Annotated in this window: 18 protein-coding genes, 1 tRNA gene and 1 pseudogene; 9 read left to right on the top strand and 11 right to left on the bottom strand. The window is 69.3% G+C overall.

Annotated features, from left to right (window positions below):
* Window positions 1-52: 52 nt before the first annotated feature.
* From BU197_RS30305 to dnaA, 10 genes are all read right to left on the bottom strand, one after another.
* A complete protein-coding gene (locus BU197_RS30305) occupies window positions 53-187 on the bottom strand; it encodes a DLW-39 family protein (RefSeq protein WP_003958712.1) in 135 nt (44 codons plus the stop codon).
* A 156-nt stretch (window positions 188-343) separates the two neighbouring features.
* A tRNA-Ile gene (locus BU197_RS07805) sits at window positions 344-417 on the bottom strand.
* Window positions 418-525: 108 nt separating this feature from the next.
* Window positions 526-1188, bottom strand: coding sequence for a DUF3566 domain-containing protein (locus BU197_RS07800; RefSeq protein WP_188267488.1), 663 nt, complete (start codon window positions 1186-1188; stop codon window positions 526-528).
* 4 nt (window positions 1189-1192) lie between these two features.
* Complete coding sequence (gyrA, locus tag BU197_RS07795) at window positions 1193-3808, bottom strand: DNA gyrase subunit A (RefSeq protein WP_188267487.1); 2616 nt, start codon at window positions 3806-3808, stop codon at window positions 1193-1195.
* 40 nt (window positions 3809-3848) lie between these two features.
* Entirely contained in the window at window positions 3849-5876 is a 2028-nt protein-coding gene (gyrB, locus tag BU197_RS07790; protein ID WP_188267486.1) for a DNA topoisomerase (ATP-hydrolyzing) subunit B, read from the bottom strand.
* A gap of 683 nt (window positions 5877-6559) precedes the next feature.
* A complete protein-coding gene (locus BU197_RS07785) occupies window positions 6560-7114 on the bottom strand; it encodes a DUF721 domain-containing protein (protein ID WP_188267485.1) in 555 nt (184 codons plus the stop codon).
* Window positions 7111-8232, bottom strand: coding sequence for a DNA replication/repair protein RecF (gene recF, locus BU197_RS07780; RefSeq protein WP_188267484.1), 1122 nt, complete (start codon window positions 8230-8232; stop codon window positions 7111-7113). The genes BU197_RS07785 and recF overlap by 4 nt, the downstream gene beginning before the upstream one ends.
* A 59-nt stretch (window positions 8233-8291) precedes the next feature.
* A complete protein-coding gene (gnd, locus tag BU197_RS07775; RefSeq protein ID WP_188267483.1) occupies window positions 8292-9170 on the bottom strand; it encodes a phosphogluconate dehydrogenase (NAD(+)-dependent, decarboxylating) in 879 nt (292 codons plus the stop codon).
* Window positions 9171-9291: 121 nt separating this feature from the next.
* Complete coding sequence (gene dnaN, locus BU197_RS07770; RefSeq protein ID WP_188267482.1) at window positions 9292-10422, bottom strand: DNA polymerase III subunit beta; 1131 nt, start codon at window positions 10420-10422, stop codon at window positions 9292-9294.
* A gap of 1142 nt (window positions 10423-11564) precedes the next feature.
* Entirely contained in the window at window positions 11565-13340 is a 1776-nt protein-coding gene (dnaA, locus tag BU197_RS07765; RefSeq protein WP_188267481.1) for a chromosomal replication initiator protein DnaA, read from the bottom strand.
* A 396-nt stretch (window positions 13341-13736) separates the two neighbouring features.
* Here dnaA and rpmH point away from each other — a divergent pair, with 396 nt between their 5' ends.
* The 9 genes from rpmH to BU197_RS07720 all read left to right on the top strand — a co-directional run bounded on the left by rpmH (window position 13737) and on the right by BU197_RS07720 (window position 20533).
* Window positions 13737-13874, top strand: a complete 138-nt coding sequence (gene rpmH, locus BU197_RS07760) for a 50S ribosomal protein L34 (RefSeq protein WP_005482975.1) — start codon at window positions 13737-13739, stop codon at window positions 13872-13874.
* Window positions 13875-13896: 22 nt separating this feature from the next.
* On the top strand, window positions 13897-14268 hold the full coding sequence (gene rnpA / locus BU197_RS07755; RefSeq protein ID WP_188267480.1) for a ribonuclease P protein component: 372 nt from the start codon (window positions 13897-13899) through the stop codon (window positions 14266-14268).
* Window positions 14265-14591 (top strand): membrane protein insertion efficiency factor YidD, encoded by a 327-nt coding sequence (gene yidD / locus BU197_RS07750; protein ID WP_015034858.1) that lies wholly within the window; start codon window positions 14265-14267, stop codon window positions 14589-14591. The genes rnpA and yidD overlap by 4 nt, the downstream gene beginning before the upstream one ends.
* A gap of 3 nt (window positions 14592-14594) precedes the next feature.
* Complete coding sequence (gene yidC / locus BU197_RS07745) at window positions 14595-15896, top strand: membrane protein insertase YidC (RefSeq protein ID WP_188267479.1); 1302 nt, start codon at window positions 14595-14597, stop codon at window positions 15894-15896.
* A 29-nt stretch (window positions 15897-15925) separates the two neighbouring features.
* Window positions 15926-16438 (top strand): protein jag, encoded by a 513-nt coding sequence (locus BU197_RS07740; RefSeq protein WP_188267478.1) that lies wholly within the window; start codon window positions 15926-15928, stop codon window positions 16436-16438.
* A 119-nt stretch (window positions 16439-16557) separates the two neighbouring features.
* Window positions 16558-17274: a 16S rRNA (guanine(527)-N(7))-methyltransferase RsmG gene (rsmG, locus tag BU197_RS07735; protein ID WP_188267477.1), complete on the top strand. Its 717-nt coding sequence runs from the start codon at window positions 16558-16560 to the stop codon at window positions 17272-17274.
* Window positions 17275-17510: 236 nt separating this feature from the next.
* Window positions 17511-18590, top strand: a complete 1080-nt coding sequence (locus BU197_RS07730; RefSeq protein WP_188267476.1) for a ParA family protein — start codon at window positions 17511-17513, stop codon at window positions 18588-18590.
* Complete coding sequence (locus BU197_RS07725; protein WP_188267475.1) at window positions 18587-19696, top strand: ParB/RepB/Spo0J family partition protein; 1110 nt, start codon at window positions 18587-18589, stop codon at window positions 19694-19696. The genes BU197_RS07730 and BU197_RS07725 overlap by 4 nt, the downstream gene beginning before the upstream one ends.
* Window positions 19697-19915: 219 nt before the next feature.
* A complete protein-coding gene (locus tag BU197_RS07720; protein ID WP_188267474.1) occupies window positions 19916-20533 on the top strand; it encodes a GNAT family N-acetyltransferase in 618 nt (205 codons plus the stop codon).
* Window positions 20534-20539: 6 nt separating this feature from the next.
* Here BU197_RS07720 and BU197_RS07715 read toward each other — a convergent pair.
* A pseudogene (locus BU197_RS07715) lies at window positions 20540-20681 on the bottom strand (IS5/IS1182 family transposase); the annotation flags it as partial.

Raw genomic sequence — 20681 nt, 5'->3', positions numbered from 1 at the left:
GCCCCGGCACGCTCAAGCGTGGCCGGGGCTTCACCCACAGACGGTCTGCGTCTCAGACACCGGAACCTGCGGGCACGGAGTCGGTCGCCTCCGTCCACAGGTCCTGCTCGGCGCGATCCGCCTGGATCTGGCGGTACACGAGGAGCCCGCCGATGGCGGCCAGTGCGACCAGGAGAAGCTTCTTCACCGCGCGACCTCGTCCTTCGTTGACGTAGGGACTACTGACGTCCACTCTACACATCGACCGATACCGATCGGTGACCTGTACGGGGTTCCGCCGTCGACCGCCCCATGACAAAAAGATCGGCCCGGACGGGGAAACCGTCCGGGCCGATCCTGCCTGTGGGGCTAACAGGATTTGAACCTGTGGCCTCATCCTTATCAGGGATGCGCTCTAACCAACTGAGCTATAGCCCCGCCGCGCCTTGCGGTGTATGTCCCGCGCGCTGACTCCTGAAGATTAGCGCACGTGGGGGCCAGTCCCAAAATCGGCTACCGCCCGGCCCCCGCGCCGTCGTCAGAAGGTCACTCGTCCTCGGCCAGCGTGAGTTCCACGCCGCCCACGAAGCCCGCCGACAGGTTGTAGATGAACGCGCCGAGCGTCGCCAGGGCGGTCATCAGGACCACGTCGATCACCGCGATGACCGAGGTGAACATCAGCACCCTCGGCAGCGACAGGAACGACTGGAGGTCGAAGCCGTTGGACTCGTTGGAGCCGGTGGCCTCGCTGATCGTGCCGCCGACCGTCGAGAAGACGCCCATGGCGTCCATGACCATCCACAGCACGGCCGCCGCGACGACCGTGCAGACCCCCAGCGCGATGGAGAGCAGGAAGCTCACCTTCATCACCGACCACGGGTCGGCCTTGGCCACCCGCAGCCGCGCCTTGCGCGTCCTGGGCGTGGTGCGCGCCCCCGTACGCGGCCGGCGCACGGCGCCGGTCCCCGACTGCCGGGCGTCCGACGCCGGAGCGCCGTACGCCTGCGGCGGATGGTAGGGCCCCGCCGGCTGGGCGCTTCCGCGCTCGCCGGGCAGCGGCCCGTTGTAGCTCTCGTACGAGGGCTGCTGCCCCCGAGTGTCCGTCACCGCTACCCCCTGGGAGTCCGTGGCGGGGCCACGGGCGCCGTTCGCTCCAGCACCAGCAGAAGCTCCGGCAGCCGCCGATCCGGCGCCCGTGGCTCCACTCACGCTCTTACTCCTCGTGCTCCCCGGCCGAGGGCTCGGTGCCCTCGACTGTCCCGGTCTCGACCACCCCGGTCTCGACCACCGCGTCCTCGGACGCCTCGACGGCGTCGTCGGCCTCCTCGACGTCGTCGTCACCGCCCGCCTCGGCGTTGCGCGCGATGCCGACGACGGCGTCACGCTTGCCCAGGTTGATCAGCTGGACGCCCATGGTGTCACGGCCGGTCTCCCTGACTTCGTTGACTCGCGTACGAATCACACCACCGGACAGGGTGATGGCGAGGATCTCGTCCGACTCCTCGACCACCAGCGCGCCCACCAGCGAGCCCCGGTCCTCCACGATCTTGGCGGCCTTGATGCCGAGGCCACCGCGACCCTGGACGCGGTACTCGTCGACCGGGGTGCGCTTCGCGTACCCGCCGTCGGTCGCGGTGAAGACGAACGTACCGGGCCGGACGACATTCATCGAGAGCAGTTCGTCGTCCGCGCGGAAACTCATCCCCTTGACACCCGAAGTGGCGCGTCCCATCGGGCGCAAGGCGTCGTCCGTCGCGGTGAACCGGATCGACTGCGCCTTCTTGCTGACCAGCAGCAGATCGTCCTCGGCGGAGACCAACTCGGCGCCGATCAGCTCGTCGTCGCCGCCGCCTTCGGTCTCGCGCAGGTTGATCGCGATGACACCGCCGGAGCGCGGCGAGTCGTAGTCCTTCAGGGCGGTCTTCTTCACCAGACCCGCCTTGGTCGCGAGCACCAGGTAGGGCGCGGCCTCGTAGTCGCGGATCGCGAGGATCTGGGCGATCTGCTCGTCCGGCTGGAAGGCCAGCAGGTTGGCGACGTGCTGACCGCGCGCGTCCCGGCCGGCGTCGGGCAGCTCGTACGCCTTGACGCGGTAGACCCGGCCCTTGTTCGTGAAGAACAGCAGCCAGTGGTGGGTGGTGGAGACGAAGAAGTGGTCGACGATGTCGTCCTGCTTCAGCTTCGCGCCCCGGACGCCCTTGCCGCCGCGCTTCTGCGAGCGGTAGTCCTCGGTCTTGGTCCGCTTCACGTAGCCACCGCGGGTGATGGTGACGACGATGTCCTCCTCGGCGATCAGGTCCTCGATGGACATGTCACCGTCGAAGGGGATGAGCTTGGAACGCCGGTCGTCGCCGAACTTGTCGACGAGCGCGGCCAGTTCCTCGCTGACGATCCCGCGCTGGCGCTCGGGGGAGGCCAGGATCGCGTTGTACTCGTTGATCTTCGCCTGGAGTTCGTCGTGCTCGGCGACGATCTTCTGGCGCTCCAGGGCGGCCAGACGGCGGAGCTGCATCTCCAGGATCGCGTTGGCCTGGATCTCGTCGATCTGGAGCAGGCCCATCAGGCCGCCGCGGGCGACCTCGACGGTGTCGCTGCGCCGGATGAGGGCGATGACCTCGTCGATCGCGTCGAGCGCCTTGAGCAGACCGCGCAGGATGTGGGCGCGCTCCTCGGCCTTGCGCAGCCGGAAGCGGGTCCGGCGCACGATGACCTCGATCTGGTGCGTCACCCAGTGGCGGATGAACGCGTCGAGCGAGAGGGTGCGCGGCACGCCGTCGACGAGCGCCAGCATGTTGGCGCCGAAGTTCGTCTGGAGATCGGTGTGCTTGTACAGGTTGTTGAGGACGACCTTGGCGACGGCGTCCCGCTTGAGCACGATGACCAGGCGCTGACCGGTCCGGGACGAGGTCTCGTCGCGGACGTCGGCGATGCCGCCGACCTTGCCGTCCTTGACCAGGTCGGCGATCTTCTGCGCAAGGTTGTCCGGGTTGGTCTGGTAGGGCAGTTCCGTGACCACCAGGCACTGGCGGTTCTGGATCTCCTCGACCTCGACGACCGCGCGCATCGTGATGGAGCCGCGTCCGGTGCGGTACGCCTCCTCGATGCCCTTGCGGCCGACGACGAGCGCGCCGGTGGGGAAGTCCGGGCCCTTGATCCGCTCGATCAGGGCGTCGAGCAGCTCCTCGTGGCTGGCCTCGGGGTGCTCCAGGGCCCACTGGGCACCGGCCGCGACCTCGCGCAGGTTGTGCGGCGGGATGTTGGTGGCCATGCCGACGGCGATACCGGCGGAGCCGTTGACCAGCAGGTTCGGGAACCGCGCCGGGAGGACGGTCGGCTCCTGGTTGCGGCCGTCGTAGTTGTCCGTGAAGTCGACGGTCTCCTCGTCGATGTCCCGGAGCATCTCCATCGACAGCGGCGCCATCTTGCACTCGGTGTAGCGCATGGCGGCGGCCGGGTCGTTGCCCGGGGAGCCGAAGTTGCCGTTGGAGTCGACGAGCGGCATCCGCATCGACCAGGGCTGGGCGAGGCGGACGAGCGCGTCGTAGATCGAGGAGTCGCCGTGCGGGTGGTACGTGCCCATGACGTCGCCGACGACGCGGGCGCACTTGTAGAAGCCCTTCTCGGGGCGGTAGCCGCCGTCGTACATCGCGTAGAGCACGCGCCGGTGGACGGGCTTGAGGCCGTCCCGTACGTCGGGGAGCGCGCGGGAGACGATGACGGACATCGCGTAGTCGAGGTACGAGCGCTGCATCTCGGTCTCAAGCCCGACGGGCTCGATCCGCAGCACGGGTTCCTGCTCTTCGGTGGTGGGCGTGGTTTCGTCGGCCATTGCTGGTCGTCAGTCCTTTCGTACGGTCAGCGGGGCCGACTCAGATGTCGAGGAAGCGAACGTCCTTGGCGTTGCGCTGGATGAACGAGCGGCGTGCCTCGACGTCCTCGCCCATGAGGACCGAGAAGAGGTCGTCGGCCTGGGCGGCGTCGTCCAGGGTGACCTGGCCGAGGACGCGGTGCTCGACGTCCATGGTGGTGACGCGCAGCTCCTCGGCGTTCATCTCGCCGAGGCCCTTGAAGCGCTGGATCGAGTCTTCCCTGATCCGCTTGCCGTTCTGCTTGCCCAGCTCGACGAGCGCGTCCCGCTCCCGGTCCGAGTACGCGTACTCGAAGTCGTCCCGACCCCACTTGATCTTGTAGAGCGGGGGGCGGGAGAGGTAGACGTGCCCGGCTTCGACCAGCGGCCGCATGAAGCGGAAGAGGAAGGTCAGGAGCAGGGTGTTGATGTGCTGGCCGTCGACGTCGGCGTCCGCCATCAGGATGATCTTGTGATAGCGGAGCTTCTCGATGTCGAAGTCCTCGTGCACACCGGTGCCGAAGGCCGAGATCAGGGCCTGGACCTCGGTGTTCTGGAGGATCTTGTCGACGCGGGCCTTCTCGACGTTCAGGATCTTGCCTCGGATCGGCAGGATGGCCTGGTACATCGGGTTGCGGCCGGACTTGGCGGAGCCGCCGGCGGAGTCGCCCTCGACGATGAAGATCTCGCACTTGGCGGGGTCGTTCGACTGGCAGTCGGAGAGCTTGCCCGGCAGCGAGGCGGACTCCAGGAGACCCTTGCGGCGGGTCAGGTCGCGCGCCTTGCGCGCGGCCACGCGCGCGGTGGCCGCCTGGATCGACTTGCGGATGATGTCCGCGGCCTCGTTCGGGTTGCGGTCGAGCCAGTCGTTGAGGTGCTCGTAGACGGCGCGCTGGACGAAGGTCTTGACCTCCGTGTTGCCCAGCTTGGTCTTGGTCTGGCCCTCGAACTGGGGCTCGCTCAGCTTGACCGAGATGATCGCGGTCAGACCCTCGCGGATGTCGTCGCCCGTGAGGTTGTCGTCCTTCTCGCGGAGCAGCTTCTTGTCGCGCGCGTACTTGTTGATCAGCGAGGTCAGCGCCGCACGGAAGCCTTCCTCGTGCGTGCCGCCCTCGTGGGTGTGGATGATGTTGGCGAAGGAGTACACGCCCTCGCTGTAGCCGCTGTTCCACTGCATGGCGACCTCGAGGGAAAGGCTCTTGTCCTTGTCCTCGGCCTCCAGGTCGATCACGGTGGGGTGGACCAGCTCGCCCTTGCGCGAGTTGAGGTACTTCACGAAGTCGACGATGCCGCCCTCGTAGTGGTACGCCACCGTGCGGGCCGCGGGCTCCGCCTCCTCCGTGGCCGGGGCGTCCGCGCCGACCGTGGCCTTCGCCGACTCGCGCTCGTCGGTGAGGCGCAGGGTGAGGCCCTTGTTGAGGAAGGCCATCTCCTGGAAGCGGCGCGCGAGCGTCTCGAAGGAGTACTCGGTGGTCTCGAAGATGTCCGGGTCGGCCCAGAACGTGACCGTGGTGCCGGTCTCGTCGGTCGCCTCGTGCCGGGCGAGGGGCGCGGTCGGGGCGCCCATCTTGTAGTCCTGCGTCCAGCGGTGGCCGTCGGTCCTGATGTCCACCGAGACCTTGGTGGAGAGGGCGTTGACGACGGAGACGCCGACGCCGTGCAGACCGCCGGAGACCGCGTAGCCGCCGCCGCCGAACTTGCCGCCCGCGTGGAGGACCGTCAGCACGACCTCCACCGCCGGCTTGCCCTCGGACGGGACGATGCCGACGGGGATGCCGCGGCCGTTGTCGACGACGCGCACACCGCCGTCGGCCAGGATCGTCACGTCGATGGTGTCCGCGTGACCGGCCAGGGCTTCGTCGACCGAGTTGTCGACGACCTCCTGCACCATGTGGTGCAGACCGCGCTCGCCGGTCGAGCCGATGTACATACCGGGGCGCTTGCGCACCGCATCCAGGCCCTCAAGGACCTGGATGTTGCTGGCGGTGTACTGGTTGTTCTCGTTGGGGTTGCCGGAATCGGCCACGAAGCGCCCTTTCTGGCACAGCACAGGCCGTTCTCCGGGCATACGGGAGCGGCTGCGTCGTTCGACATGTTCCGCAGGGTGGCGGGATTGTCTCCCAGTCTACCGGTAGCGCCGACAGTCATGGGGGTTTGCCGGTACCTGAATGCTCATGTGCCGCCCTCGACGGGCGCGAGACGACTCCCCATATTCGGGAAGGGGCCCCAGAGGCCCCTGACGGCCACCTAGCGCTTCGGGCCGTAGCGCGTTGTGGGCGTTCACGCCACCGGAGCGCGGTAGGCCCCTCCGCCGGGGCGGGTGGAGAGGGCCGGGGCGGGCGGCACCGGGCGGAACCTGACGGTCCGCGAGGGGGCGGAGGGGTACTGACTGGAGGGGACTGGGAGCCCTTGGGGCGGGGCGGGGTTGGGTGGGGTGGAGTGGGGGCGGGGGTGGGACCGGGCAGGGGGCCTGGCCGGGCTGGGGCCTGGCCGGGCTGGGGAGGACGCCGGGTGACGGTGGCCGGTGGCCGGTGGCTCGTTTGCCGGGTCGCCGGGCGTGGCCGGTGGCCGGGCCGTCGGGTGGCCGGGCTGTCGGTGGGGACAAGGGTGCGGCCGGGCCGTCGGGGTTGGCCGGGCCGCCGGTGAGAGCGAGGGTGGCCGGACCGCCCGGGAGGGCAAGGGTGGCCGGGCCGCCGGTTCGCCGGGCCCGTCAGGCGTTCGCCGCGCCCCGGGCTATCCGTACGTGTCGCCGGGGCCCATGGAGCCGGGAGCCCGCAGGGGGCCGTAGCCGCGGCGGGGTGCCCCGGGGCCGAGGACCTTGATCAGCCGTACGGTGCCGTGGCCGAGGTCCTCGTTGAGGCGGGCGACGAGGCGGGGCGCGAGCAGCCGCAGCTGGGTCGCCCACGCCGTGGAGTCGCACTGCACGGTCAGCACCCGGGCGTCCGGCTCTTCGTCGAACTTCAGCGGTACGCAGTGTTTGGCCAGGTCCTCGCCGACGATCTGCGGCCAGCGGCCCATGACGCCGCCGACGGCCGCCGGGGTCTCCCAGCCCCGTTCGGTGATCAGCCGGTTGATCGCGGCGCCCAGTGCCATCGGGTCGCGTCCGTCGGCGCGGGCCCCGGAGCGCAGTCCGCCGCCGCGCCGGGCCTGCTTCTTCTGCTGGGCGGCGGCGCCCCGCGCCTTCGCCTGTTCCTTGGCGGCGCGCAGGGCGACCCGGGCGAGGTCGACCCCGGAGGGCTCGGGCGCGGCGGGCCTGTCCACAGGCTGTGGGGAAGTCTCCTCGCTCATGCCCGCTCCACGGTCCCGCCGGCCACCCGGTACCGCGTCCCGGCGAGGACGCCCGGCACGTCGTCGTCGACGGCGGCGGTGACGAGCACCTGCTCGCCGTCGGCCACCAGCTCCGCGAGCCGCTCGCGCCGCCGCGCGTCGAGTTCGGCGAAGACGTCGTCCAGGACCAGGACGGGTTCGTTGCCCTCGGCGCGCAGCAGCTCGTATGAGGCGAGCCGCAGCGCCAGCGCGTACGACCAGGACTCGCCGTGGCTCGCGTACCCCTTGGCGGGCAGTTCGCCGAGCTTGAGGAGGAGTTCGTCGCGGTGCGGCCCGACCAGGGTGACGCCCCGTTCGATCTCCTGCTTGCGCACCTCGGCGAGGGCGGCGATCAGCTGCCCGTACAGCTCCTCGCGGGTCTGTCCGGTGCCGGGCGCGGAGGGCCGGTACTCCAGGTGGACGGGCCCGCCGCCGGGTGCCAGCTGTTCGTACGCCTTGTCCGCGAGCGGGCGCAGTACGGAGATCAGGTCGAGCCGCTGGGCGAGCAGCTCCGCTCCGGCGTGCGCCAGGTGCTGGTCCCAGACGTCGAGGGTCGACAGGTCCATGCCGCGGCCGCCGTGCCGCCGGGCCATCGCGGCCGACTTCAGCAGGGTGTTGCGCTGCTTGAGCACCCGCTCGTAGTCGGAGCGGACCCCGGCCATGCGCGGGGTGCGGGCGGTGATCAGCTCGTCGAGGAAGCGGCGGCGCTCGCCGGGGTCGCCCTTCACCAGGGCGAGGTCCTCGGGGGCGAACAGCACGGTCCGTACGATGCCCAGCACATCACGCGGTCTGACCTGCGAGGACCTGTTGACGCGGGCGCGGTTGGCGCGGCCGGGGTTGAGTTCGAGTTCGATCAGCTGGGAGCGCTCGCCCTGGGTGACGGCGGCGCGGACGACGGCGCGCTCGGCCCCCATGCGGACGAGGGGTGCGTCGGAGGCGACCCGGTGGCTGGAGAGGGTCGCGAGATAGCCGACGGCCTCGACCAGATTGGTCTTCCCCTGGCCGTTGGCGCCGACGAAAGCCGTGACGCCCGGGTCGAGCGGAACCTCGACCCGGGCGTACGAGCGGAAGTCGGCCAGCGAGAGATGCGTGACGTGCATGGTTGGACGCCGACCTTCTTCCCCGGCGGCTGTGCACCGCGGGGCGCACAGCCTGTGGATTACTTCTTCGTCTCGACCGCGTGCCCGCCGAACTGGTTGCGCAGCGCGGCGATCATCTTCATCTGCGGGGAGTCGTCCTGGCGGGAGGCGAACCGCGCGAAGAGCGAGGCGGTGATCGCGGGCAGCGGCACGGCGTTGTCGATGGCCGCCTCGACGGTCCACCGGCCTTCGCCGGAGTCCGACGCGTAGCCGCGGAGCTGGTCGAGGTGCTCGTCCTCGTCCAGCGCGTTCACCGCGAGGTCGAGCAGCCAGGAACGGATGACCGTGCCCTCCTGCCAGGAGCGGAAGACCTCGCGCACGTCGGTGACGGAGTCGACCTTCTCCAGGAGCTCCCAGCCCTCGGCGTAGGCCTGCATCATCGCGTACTCGATGCCGTTGTGGACCATCTTCGCGAAGTGTCCGGCGCCGACCTTGCCCGCGTGGACCGAGCCGAACTCGCCCTCGGGCTTGAGGGCGTCGAAGATCGGCTGGACCCTCGCCACGTCCTCGGCGGAGCCGCCGTACATCAGGGCGTAGCCGTTCTCCAGGCCCCAGACGCCGCCGGAGACGCCGCAGTCGACGAAGCCGATGCCCTTGGCCGCCAGCTCCTCGGCGTGCTTCTCGTCGTCGGTCCAGCGGGAGTTCCCGCCGTCCACGACGATGTCGCCGGGGGAGAGCAGTCCGGCCAGCTCGTCGATGGTGGACTGGGTCGCGGCACCGGCCGGAACCATGACCCACACGACACGGGGGCCCTTGAGCTTGCCCACAAGCTCTTCCAGGCTGTGGACGTCGGCGAGGTCCGGGTTGCGGTCGTATCCGATGACGGTGTGGCCTGCGCGGCGGATGCGCTCGCGCATGTTGCCGCCCATCTTGCCGAGACCGACGAGACCGAGCTCCATCAGATGATTCCTTAAGCGTCGTGTGCGGTTCGTACCCGCGTCCGAGCCTACGCCCGGACGCGGGTGCACACCTGTGGGGTCAGCCGCTCAGGCGAAGCCCGGGGGACCCCCGTGAGGCGGGTCAGCCGGAGAGGCGCACCGGCATGATCAGGTACTTGTACGCCTCGTCCGCCTCGGCGTCCAGGGCCGGCTTGCCGCTCAGCAGCGCGGGCTTGGTGGAGGTGGTGAAGGAGAGCTGGGCGACCGGGGAGTCGATCGCGCTCAGGCCGTCCAGGAGGAAGGTCGGGTTGAAGGCGATCGAGATGTCGTCGCCCTCCAGCCGTGCGTCGACCCGCTCCACAGCCTGTGCGTCGTCGCTGGAACCGGCTTCCAGGATGAGCACGCCCTGCTCGAAGCTCAGCCGGACCGGGGTGTTGCGCTCGGCCACCAGGGCCACGCGCTTGACGGCCTCGACGAAGGGGGCGGTCTCGATCACGGCGATCGAGTTGAACTCGGTCGGGAAGAGCGTCCGGTACTTGGGCAGGTCGCCTTCGAGGAGCCGGGTGGTGGTGCGGCGGCCCGCGCCCTCGAAGCCGATGAGGCCTTCGCCCTTGCCGGAGCCGGAGAGCGCCAGGGTGACCGTGTCGCCGCTGGTGAGCGCCTTCGCGGTGTCCAGGAGGGTCTTCGCGGGCACCAGGGCGACGGCGGAGGCGTCCGGGGACTCCGGCTTCCACAGGAACTCGCGGACCGCGAAGCGGTAGCGGTCGGTGGAGGCCAGGGTGACGGTGTCGCCCTCGATCTCGATGCGCACACCGGTGAGGACGGGAAGCGTGTCGTCACGGCCTGCGGCGATCGCCACCTGCGAGGCGGCGGAGGCGAAGACCTCGCCGGGGACGGTGCCGGTCGCGGTGGGCATCTCCGGAAGCGCCGGGTACTCCTCCACGGGCAGGGTGTGGAGGGTGAAGCGGGAGGAGCCGCAGACCACGGTGGCCCGCACGCCGTCGGTGGAGATCTCCACCGGGCGGTTGGGGAGGGCGCGGCAGATGTCGGCGAGCAGTCTGCCGGAGACCAGGACGGTGCCGTCCTCCTCGACCTCCGCCTCGACGGAGACGCGGGCCGAGACCTCGTAGTCGAAGCTGGAGAAGCTCAGCGCGCCGTCCTCGGCCTTCAGCAGAAGGCCCGCGAGCACGGGCGCCGGCGGACGGGCCGGGAGGCTTCGGGCCACCCAGGCCACCGCCTCCGCGAGTACATCGCGCTCCACCCGGATCTTCACCGGAACCGCCTCCTGCTGTTGCTGGCTCTTCGTCGACTGCGAGAACCAGTCTGACCTACGCCGCCGACACTCGTCGCTGCTCGGCGGTCAAGTCGAGTCGAGGGCGAGTCGGCGCTCCGAGGCCAAGTTGTCCACAGCACCCACTTCGAAGCGGATTCCGAGCTAACTCTATGTGGGAGTAGTAGTAGGGCCTGTGGAAACCGTGGATAACCCCGTTTTCGCAGGTCAGGTGCTGTTTTTTGTCCACCGACCCTGTGGGTAGAACCAGTGGATAACCCGGGGTCTCTGTGGACATCCCAAAGTTGTGCACAGCCCATGCACAGGCCATGGGGAGTTGTCCCCAGCGCTGTCCCCAGCTTTACCCAGGTTCCCCACAGCCCAACCGTCCACATCGATGTGACGGCTTTCACTCGGTGCGGTGAGGGGGGCCGTTTTGTTGCCGAACAGTGGACAGGGGTGTGGAGAAGCTGTGGGCAACCGCCTCTTCCCTGTGGGTAGCCGGTGGACAACTTTCAGGGCCCCCTGTGGACGAAGACTTCATCCACAGTCTGTGGATATCTTTTCTGCACAAATCCACAGGGGGATGACCTGGGGTGATGGCTTGTCACCAGGTCAGCCTGTGGACAGGTTCCGGATAACTTCGTAGTCCCCAACCTGTGGACGGGAGATCATCCCGCAATCTGTGGAGAACTCGCCACCACGGCGACGTATTCGAACAACCCAGACGGCCCACAGGAGCCCGTACACAGCTGTGCACGGGGCCGAGAGGCTCCGGAGAAGCCTCTGAAACGTGTCGGGAGGGGCTTCCGGAGCGCTCCGGGAGGCCTCCAGAAGCGGGCGGAAGGTCTGCCGTGACGCCCCGGGAGCGCTCCGGGAGGCTCGTCCGCACGGGCCCGGAAGGCCTGTCCGCGCCGGTTCGGGAGGTCTGTCTCCTCCGGTTCGGTCCGGACTGAGGGCCGGTCCGGAAGGTCCGTCCGCGCCGGTTCGGGAGGCCTGTGGACCGCTCCGGGAGGCTCTCCGCGCGCTTGAAGGGGCGTCCGGAGCGGCCGGGCGGCCCCCTCGGGCGGCCGGGAACGCCGAAGGGCGCCCCGGGGAGGTCTGGTCCCCGAAGCGCCCTTCGGCGCGGCGCTCGTGCCGCTCCGTCAGCCGTTCTTGATGCGGTTGGTCAGCTCGGTCACCTGGTTGTAGATGGAGCGCCGCTCCGCCATCAGCGCGCGGATCTTCCGGTCCGCGTGCATCACCGTCGTATGGTCGCGTCCGCCGAACTGCGCGCCGATCTTCGGCAGCGAAAGGTCCGTCAGCTCCCGGCACAGGTACATGGCGATCTGCCGGGCCGTCACCAGGACGCGGCTGCGCGACGATCCGCACAGGTCCTCCACCGTCAGCCCGAAGTAGTCGGCCGTGGCCGCCATGATGGCGGGCGCGGTGATCTCCGGCGCCGAGTCCTCGCCGCCCGGGATGAGGTCCTTGAGGACGATCTCGGTCAGCCCCAGGTCCACCGGCTGCCGGTTGAGGCTCGCGAAGGCCGTCACCCGGATCAGCGCGCCCTCCAGCTCACGGATGTTCCGCGAGATCCGGGAGGCGATGAACTCAAGCACCTCCGGCGGCGCGTTCAGCTGCTCCTGCACCGCCTTCTTCCGGAGGATCGCGATCCGCGTCTCCAGCTCGGGCGGCTGCACATCGGTGGTGAGACCCCACTCGAAGCGGTTGCGGAGCCGGTCCTCCAGGGTCACCAGCTGCCGGGGCGGCCGGTCCGAGGAGAGCACGATCTGTTTGTTCGCGTTGTGCAGGGTGTTGAAGGTGTGGAAGAACTCCTCCTGCGTCGACTCCTTGCTCGCGAGGAACTGGATGTCGTCGACGAGCAGGATGTCCACATCGCGGTAGCGCTTGCGGAAGGCGTCGCCCTTGCCGTCCCGGATCGAGTTGATGAACTCGTTCGTGAACTCCTCCGAGCTCACGTACCGCACGCGCGTGCCCGGGTAGAGGCTCCGCGCGTAGTGCCCGATCGCGTGCAGCAGGTGGGTCTTGCCGAGCCCCGACTCCCCGTAGATGAAGAGCGGGTTGTACGCCTTCGCGGGCGCCTCGGCCACCGCGACCGCCGCCGCGTGCGCGAACCGGTTCGAGGAACCGATCACGAAGGTGTCGAAGAGATACCGCGGATTCAGCCGCGCGTGCTGCTCGCCCGGCGCGCCCGCCTCCTGCCCGGTGCCCGAACCGTGCCCGCCGCGGCCCCCCGGACCGCCGCCGGAACCGGGTCCGGGACCGCCGGGCCGTGGCCCGGGACGGGGACCGTGGCCGGGCGCCTCGGGCAGCTCGGCGCGCTCGGGCCGCTGCGGCTCGTAACCCCGCGAGGGCTCGTCGTAGCGCGGCTGCCGGGACTGCTCGGGGCCGGTGTACGGGGGCCGCTCCTGGTAGCCGCCGAGCCGCGGCTGCTGCCAGGACAGGTCCTCCTGGGTCCGCGGCCAGGCGCCGGGGTCGGGCCGCGACTGCGAGTAGTCGGGGTAGGCAGGGCGCGCGGTGGGCAGCCCGTCGTCGGACATCGGACGGTGGCCGTAGCCGTCGTACTTCTCGTACGGCTCGGACTGCCCGTGCTCGTCGTACCGTGACGGCTGCTGCACCGGGGGAGCGGGCGGGGCCGGCTCGCCGACCGAGTCGTCGACGGTGATCGCGATCCGGATCGGCCGGCCGCACTCACGGCTGAGGGTCTCGCTGATCAGCGGGGCGAGCCGGCCTTCGAGGACGCGCTTGCCCCACTCGTTGGGGACGGCGAGCAGCGCGGTGTCGGCGACCAGGGCGAGCGGCTGGCAGCGCTCGATCCACTGCTTGTCCTTGGACTCGATCCCCTGCTGTCCCTCGGCGAGAAGATGCTCCAGGACGCGCGGCCACACTGCGGCAAGATCGGCAGGTACGTCAGCCACAGGGCACGCTTTCTCGCAGGTCCCACGAAGGAGTGGTTCTCGGGGACGGCTGGGTCGATGTCCGTGAGGACTGGTCCAGGAGGACAGGTGAGGACAGAAGGGAAAAGGTTGTGGAGTCCACCCACGGTAGTCGGGCCTCGTGAGGTGGTTCAAGTTGTTGTCCACAGCCTGTGCACAATGGGGGGTGGCGACAGGTCGGTTTGACCGGATGGCGTAGCCGCGCGTACCGTAGCCAGGTCGAGTTGTCGATGGCTGCTGCCGCCTGCCTCCGATGGGCAAAGATCACGGTGACTGTCCGTGTAGCGGTGCACTCGGGCGTATTGCGAGCTACTCGTGGGCGCACGGTGACAGCCAGGCGATGTCCCGCCATCTACGAATCATTTCTGGAGCCCCCGAGTGAGCAAGCGCACCTTCCAGCCGAACAACCGTCGTCGTGCCAAGACCCACGGCTTCCGCCTGCGCATGCGTACCCGTGCCGGCCGCGCCATCCTGGCGAACCGCCGTTCCAAGGGTCGCGCGAGCCTGTCCGCCTGATCCTTCTCAAACAGGTCATGACGTGCTGCCTACCGAGAATCGGCTGAGGCGGCGCGAGGACTTCGCAACTGCGGTACGCCGAGGGCGTCGGGCCGGTCGCCCGCTCCTCGTCGTCCACCTACGCAGCGGTGCAACGGACCCGCACACGCCTGGGGAGAACGCTCCCCCGACGCGTGCGGGTTTCGTCGTGAGCAAAGCCGTGGGCGGGGCGGTCGTACGCAACCAAGTCAAGCGTCGCCTCCGCCATCTCGTCCGCGACCGCCTCACCGAGCTGCCCGCCGGTAGCCTGGTGGTCGTACGGGCGTTGCCCGGAGCCGGTGACGCCGACCACACACAGCTGGCCCGAGACCTGGACGCCGCTCTTCAGCGGCTGCTGGGAGGGGGCACGCGATGAAGTACCCGCTGCTGGCTCTCATCAAGCTGTACCAGTGGACGATCAGCCCTCTGCTCGGGCCCGTCTGCCGGTACTACCCGTCGTGTTCCCACTATGGATTCACGGCCATCGACCGGCATGGCGCGATCAAGGGGACGGCCCTGACCGCCTGGCGCATCCTGCGGTGCAACCCGTGGTCGCCCGGAGGTGTGGACCATGTCCCCCCGCGCAAGCGCCCCCGCTGGCACGAAATGCTGCGGAACGCGCTGCGCGGCGACAAGGGCGGGTCCACCGCCGAGACGAGCCCGGCCGCCGAGACCTCGCCCAATGCTCAAGGAGCCTGATTAGTGGACACGATCGCCAGTCTGTTCAGCTTCATCACCTGGCCCGTTTCCTGGGTCATCGTCCAGTTCCACAAGATGTACGGGGCGATCTTCGGCCCTGACACGGGCTGGGCCTGGGGTCTGTCCATCGTGTCCCTCGTGGTCCTGATCCGTATCTGTCTGATCCCGCTGTTCGTCAAGCAGATCAAGTCGACGCGGAACATGCAGGCGCTCCAGCCGAAGATGAAGGCGATCCAGGAGCGCTACAAGAGCGACAAGCAGCGTCAGTCCGAAGAGATGATGAAGCTGTACAAGGAGACGGGCACCAACCCGCTCTCCTCGTGCCTTCCCATCCTGGCCCAGTCGCCGTTCTTCTTCGCGCTGTACCACGTGCTCTCCGGCATCGCCTCCGGCAAGGAGATCGGCGTCATCGACGGCCCGCTGCTCGCCAGCGCCCGTCAGGCCCACATCTTCGGCGCGCCGCTGGCCGCCAAGTTCATGGACAGCCCGGAGAAGGTCGCCGCGCTCGACGCCTCGCTGACCGATGTCCGCATCGTCACCGCGATCATGATCATCATGATGTCGGCCTCGCAGTTCTTCACCCAGCGCCAGCTGATGATGAAGAACGTCGACCTCACCGTGAAGACGCCGTACATGCAGCAGCAGAAGATGCTCATGTACATCTTCCCGGTGATCTTCGCCGTCATGGGCATCAACTTCCCCGTCGGTGTCCTCGTCTACTGGCTGACCACCAACGTGTGGACCATGGGCCAGCAGATGTACGTGATCAACCAGAACCCGACGCCGGGCAGCAAGGCCCAGGACTCCTACCTCCAGCGCCTCGTGAAGAACGTCGCCCTGCACGGTGAGGTCCGCGGCCGCCGCCGCAAGGCCATGGTCAAGGTCATCGTCGCCAAGGGCGGCGACCGCAACGAGAACGAGCGCCGCTTCGTCACGAGCCTCGCCAAGGCCGGCTTCGCCGCCCAGCCCGACGGCACCGTGATCAAGAGCGACACCGCCGCCGCCGAGGCCGAGGCCGGTACCGCCAAGCGCCAGCAGCCCAAGCGCCAGACCAAGTCCCAGCGCCAGTCCGGTGTGGCCAAGGACGCGGTCAAGGACACCGAGGCGACGGCCGCCGAGCCGACCGCCGAGGACACGGCCCCCTCGCTGGAGAAGAAGCCCGCGGACCAGGCCGAGGCGAAGGACGAGACCCCGGCCGACAAGCCCGCCCGTCCGAGCCGCGCCAACTCCGGAGGCTCCCGCCAGGGCAAGTCCGGCCAGCGCAAGGGCCCGCAGCGGCCCAAGCACCCGTCCTCCAAGAAGTAAGCCGCCCCGAAGCCAGAAGGAGTCCATCCGTGACGGAAGGCACCATCCCCGCCGCCGCCGAGGGCGGCGACACCCTGACCCGCCTGGAGCAGGAGGGTGAGATCGCGGCCGACTACCTCGAAGGCCTGCTCGACATCGCCGACCTCGACGGCGACATCGACATGGACGTCGAGGCGGACCGCGCCGCGGTCTCGATCATCAGCGACTCCGCCAGCCGCGAGCTCCAGAAGCTCGTGGGCCGCGACGGCGAGGTCCTGGAGGCGCTCCAGGAGCTGACCCGTCTCGCCGTGCACCGCGAGACCGGCGACCGCAGCCGTCTGATGCTGGACATCGCCGGTTTCCGGGCCAAGAAGCGCGCCGAGCTGGCCGAGCTGGGCGCCAAGGCCGCGAACGACGTGAAGACCTCGGGCCAGCCGGTCAAGCTGGACCCGATGACGCCGTTCGAGCGCAAGGTCGTGCACGACGCGATCGCCGCCGCCGGTCTGCGCAGCGAGTCCGAGGGCGAGGAGCCGCAGCGCTTCGTCGTCGTGCTCCCGGCCTGACCCCTCACGTAGTCTCGGCCCCGTCTGTTCAACAGGCGGGGCCGATCTTTGTCAGCCTTGATAGTCAGCCACCACAGTGCGCTCGCACGCGACGCGTGCGGTACGGAAGGACGGTTCCCGTGACGGAGGCAGCGGAGCTCCCCGAGGCTCCGGAGCAGGCGCGGACAGTCTTCGGCGAGTACTTCCCGGAGGCCGTGCGGTACGCGGAGCTTCTTGCGGACGCGGGCGTGAAGCGCGGTCTCATCGGCCCGCGCGAGGTCCCCAGGCTCTGGGAACGCCATCTGCTGAACTGCGCCGTCCTCTCGGAGGTCGTCCCCGAGGGCGTCACGGTCTGCGATGTGGGCTCGGGCGCCGGCCTTCCCGGCATCCCGCTGGCGCTGGTCCGGCCCGACCTGAAGATCACCCTCCTTGAGCCCCTCCTGCGCCGGACGAACTTCCTTCAGGAGGTCGTCGAGCTGCTCGGGCTCGACCATGTGACCGTGGTCCGCGGGCGGGCCGAGGAGATGCTCGGGAAGATCACCCCGGTCCATGTGGTGACCGCCCGCGCGGTGGCCCCGCTCGACCGGCTGGCCGGCTGGGGCGTTCCCCTGCTGCGGCCGTACGGCGAGATGCTGGCGCTCAAGGGCGACACCGCGGAGGAGGAGATCAACGGTGCCCGCGCCGCGCTCTCCCGCCTCGGTGTGGTGGAGACCTCGGTGCTGCACGTGGGCGAGGGGATCGTCGACCCGCTCTCCACGGTCGTGCGGGTGGAGGTCGGGGAGAGCCCCGGTGGCGTACGGTTCGCGGCCAAGCGGGCCAAGGCGGCCCGGACGAGCAAGACCCGCCGACGTCGCTAAGTTCCGTATACGCCCCATTTCGGAGTGTCGAACGGTCCCGGTGAAGCAGCAGGGGCATCGTGTTTCACGTGAAACGTCGCTCACTGCTGCAAGGGATGATCAGTCGCGGGCGCGCGGCTGTCACAGCCCGGGACCAGAGATCCCGTGTGAATCCACCCGCGAGGGTCACGGAGTTGTCCCCAGAGGCGGATTCATCCACAGAACCACCGACCTCGCTGGTTCACGACCCCGGAAGCATGGCAGGCTCTTCACATCGCGAGCCTGAAGCCGAGGAGAGTGAATCCTTGCGGTCCGACGCCAACATCGCGGGACCGATGACCGACCCGGTCCCCGGTCCCCGAGCCGAATCGGTGGGGGAGGATGTTTCACGTGAAACACCTCCCCCGATGGACGACACCCCCATCGGTCGCGCCGCCCAACTGGCGGTAGAGGCCCTGGGCCGTGCCGGTGAGGGGCTGCCCCGCCCTGCTCAGACGCGTGTCATGGTGGTCGCCAACCAGAAGGGCGGCGTGGGCAAGACGACCACGACGGTCAATCTGGCCGCCTCCCTGGCCCTCCACGGCGCCCGCGTCCTGGTCGTCGACCTGGACCCGCAGGGCAACGCCTCGACGGCGCTCGGGATCGATCACCACGCCGAGGTCCCCTCGATCTACGACGTCCTGGTGGACAGCCGACCGCTCTCCGAAGTGGTGCAGCCCGTCCTCGACGTGGAAGGCCTCTTCTGCGCCCCCGCCACCATCGATCTCGCCGGTGCGGAGATCGAGCTGGTGTCGCTGGTGGCCCGGGAGAGCAGGCTCCAGCGGGCCATCCAGGCCTATGAGCAGCCTCTCGACTACATCCTGATCGACTGCCCGCCCTCCCTCGGCCTCCTGACGGTCAACGCCATGGTGGCCGGAGCGGAGGTGCTGATCCCGATCCAGTGCGAGTACTACGCCCTGGAAGGACTCGGGCAGCTCCTGCGGAACGTCGAACTCGTCCGGGGGCATCTCAACCCCGGACTGCACGTCTCGACGATCCTGCTCACCATGTACGACGGCCGGACGAGGCTCGCCTCCCAGGTCGCCGAAGAAGTGCGCACCCACTTCGCCGAGGAAGTCCTGCGGACCAGCATTCCGCGCTCGGTCCGCATCTCGGAGGCACCGAGCTACGGGCAGACGGTCCTCACCTACGACCCGGGCTCCAGCGGCGCCCTGTCGTACCTCGAAGCGGCCCGTGAGATCGCCCTGCGGGGGGCGGCCATGCACTACGACCCGCACCACGCCCACCAGACCGGGCACCAGAACAACCAGCGCAGTATGTCGGAGGGGATGCAGTGAGCGAGCGACGCAGAGGACTGGGACGTGGACTCGGTGCGCTGATTCCCGCGGCTTCCCCGGAGCGGCAGGTGCCGACGACCACCGCCGGGACCGGCACGGTCTCCCCCACGGCGGTCCCGGTGCTGCCCCCGGGCCGGGGAGTGGCCGCCGCGAAGCTGGCGAACCTCCCGCAGAGCGGGCAGTCCCCGGACTCCCTGCGGCTCCGTGGCGGCGCGGGGGTCCCCGTCCTGCCGGAGCCCCCGGCGGGCGCCTACTTCACCGAGCTTCCACTTGACGCGATCGTGCCCAACCGGCACCAGCCGCGCGAGATCTTCGACGAGGACGCCCTCGCCGAACTCGTCGTCTCCATCAAGGAGGTCGGCCTCCTCCAGCCCGTCGTGGTGCGCAGGACCGACGCCGAGAGCTACGAGCTGGTCATGGGCGAGCGGAGGCTGCGCGCCTCCAAGGCGGCCGGTCTGGAGCGCATCCCCGCGATCGTCCGGGACACCGACGACGAGAAGATGCTCCTGGACGCCCTCCTGGAGAACCTGCACCGCGCCCAGCTGAACGCGATCGAAGAGGCACACGCCTACGAGCAGCTGCTCAAGGACTTCGGCTGCACCCACGACCAGCTCGCGGAGCGGATCGGGCGCTCCCGCCCGCAGATCTCCAACACGCTGCGCCTTCTGCGCCTCCCCCCGGCGGTGCAGCGCCGGGTCGCCGCCGGAGTGCTCTCCGCCGGCCACGCCCGCGCCCTGCTCGGGGTGGAGGATCCGGAGGCCCAGGACAAGCTCGCGTACCGGATCGTCGCCGAGGGGCTCTCGGTACGTTCCGTGGAGGAGATCGTGAGCCTCATGGGCTCCGAGGCGCCCACCGGCGAGATCAAGGCGAAGGGCCCCCGTGCGGGGACCCGGGTGGCGCCCGCGCTCACCGATCTCGCCACCCGGCTCTCGGACCGCTTCGACACCCGGGTGAAGGTCGACCTCGGCCAGAAGAAGGGCAAGATCGTCGTCGAGTTCGCCTCGATAGAAGATCTGGAGCGGATTCTGTCGACCATGGCCCCCGGAGAGGGCCGCGTCATGGACCAGAAGCACGGCGAGACGGACGCCAAGAGCCCGAAGGGGTAGCAGCGAGAGGAGGCGTGGAGGGACCGTCCTCCCGCCGTCCCGAGGGCGGGAAGGGCTGGCCCCTCCCGCCGTCCCGAGGCCGCCCAGGGCGGGCCACGCTCCGGTCTTCACCGGAACGCGGCCCGCCCTTTGCCTGTGAGCGGTGTCCTCCCGATCTCCCGATCGATACGATTCGAAAGGCGTATCCGTACTCGTCGGCGAGGGAAACGAGGAGCTGCCGTGGGGCGTCGGCTCGTACCGCTCACGCTGGACAACCTTCCGGATCTGCCCAAGCGGTGTCGCTCCTGTGTGTTCTGGGAGCTCGACCCGGTCAGTGGCGAGGCTGCCCTGAAGGCGGGGCGCGCGGAGCCGGAGAAGGAGGCCTGGATCTCGGGCGTTCTCCTGGAGTGGGGCTCCTGCGGCCGGGTCGTCTATGTCGACGACGTGCCGGTCGGCTTCGTTCTCTACGCTCCCCCGGCCTATGTACCGAGATCGACGGCCTTCCCGACGAGTCCGGTGGCCGCCGACGCGGTACAGCTGATGACGGCGTGGATCATGCCCGGCTATCAGGGGCAGGGGCTTGGCAGGGTGGTCGTGCAGACGGTGGCCAAGGATCTGCTGCGGCGCGGGTTCAAGGCGATCGAGGCTTTCGGGGACGCGCGCTGGAAGGAACCGGCCTGTGTGCTGCCGGCGGATCACCTCCTGGCGGTGGGCTTCAAGACCGTACGGCCGCACCCGGCCTTCCCGAGGCTGCGGCTGGATCTCCGTACGGCGCTCTCCTGGAAGGAGGACGTGGAGATGGCCCTCGACCGCCTCCTCGGCGCCGTACAGAAGGAACCGGCCCTGCGGCCCCTCTAAGAGGAGCTAACACAATGCTTTGACTCGTCTGTAGGTGATCACGCAGCAGGCGAGTTTCAGGAAGGCTTCGTGGATGTCGTCGCGGATGTCCCAGCGGATCCGTAGGCGCCGGAAGCCGTGGATCCAGGCGTTGGTGCGTTCGACGACC

This window comes from Streptomyces sp. CBMA291, assembly GCF_014596525.1.
Lineage (GTDB): Bacteria > Actinomycetota > Actinomycetes > Streptomycetales > Streptomycetaceae > Streptomyces.
Note: the sequence above shows the minus strand (reverse complement) of the source record. Positions and strands in the feature narration are given on the sequence as shown.

Bases quoted from the DNA above. Each gene is read 5' to 3' on its own strand.
- gyrA (WP_188267487.1), bottom strand. From the start codon at position 3,808: ATGGCCGACGAAACCACGCCCACCACCGAAGAGCAGGAACCCGTGCTG.
- BU197_RS07785 (WP_188267485.1), bottom strand. From the start codon at position 7,114: ATGAGCGAGGAGACTTCCCCACAGCCTGTGGACAGGCCCGCCGCGCCC.
- recF (WP_188267484.1), bottom strand. From the start codon at position 8,232: ATGCACGTCACGCATCTCTCGCTGGCCGACTTCCGCTCGTACGCCCGG.
- gnd (WP_188267483.1), bottom strand. From the start codon at position 9,170: ATGGAGCTCGGTCTCGTCGGTCTCGGCAAGATGGGCGGCAACATGCGC.
- yidD (WP_015034858.1), top strand. From the start codon at position 14,265: ATGAAGTACCCGCTGCTGGCTCTCATCAAGCTGTACCAGTGGACGATC.
- BU197_RS07730 (WP_188267476.1), top strand. From the start codon at position 17,511: ATGGCAGGCTCTTCACATCGCGAGCCTGAAGCCGAGGAGAGTGAATCC.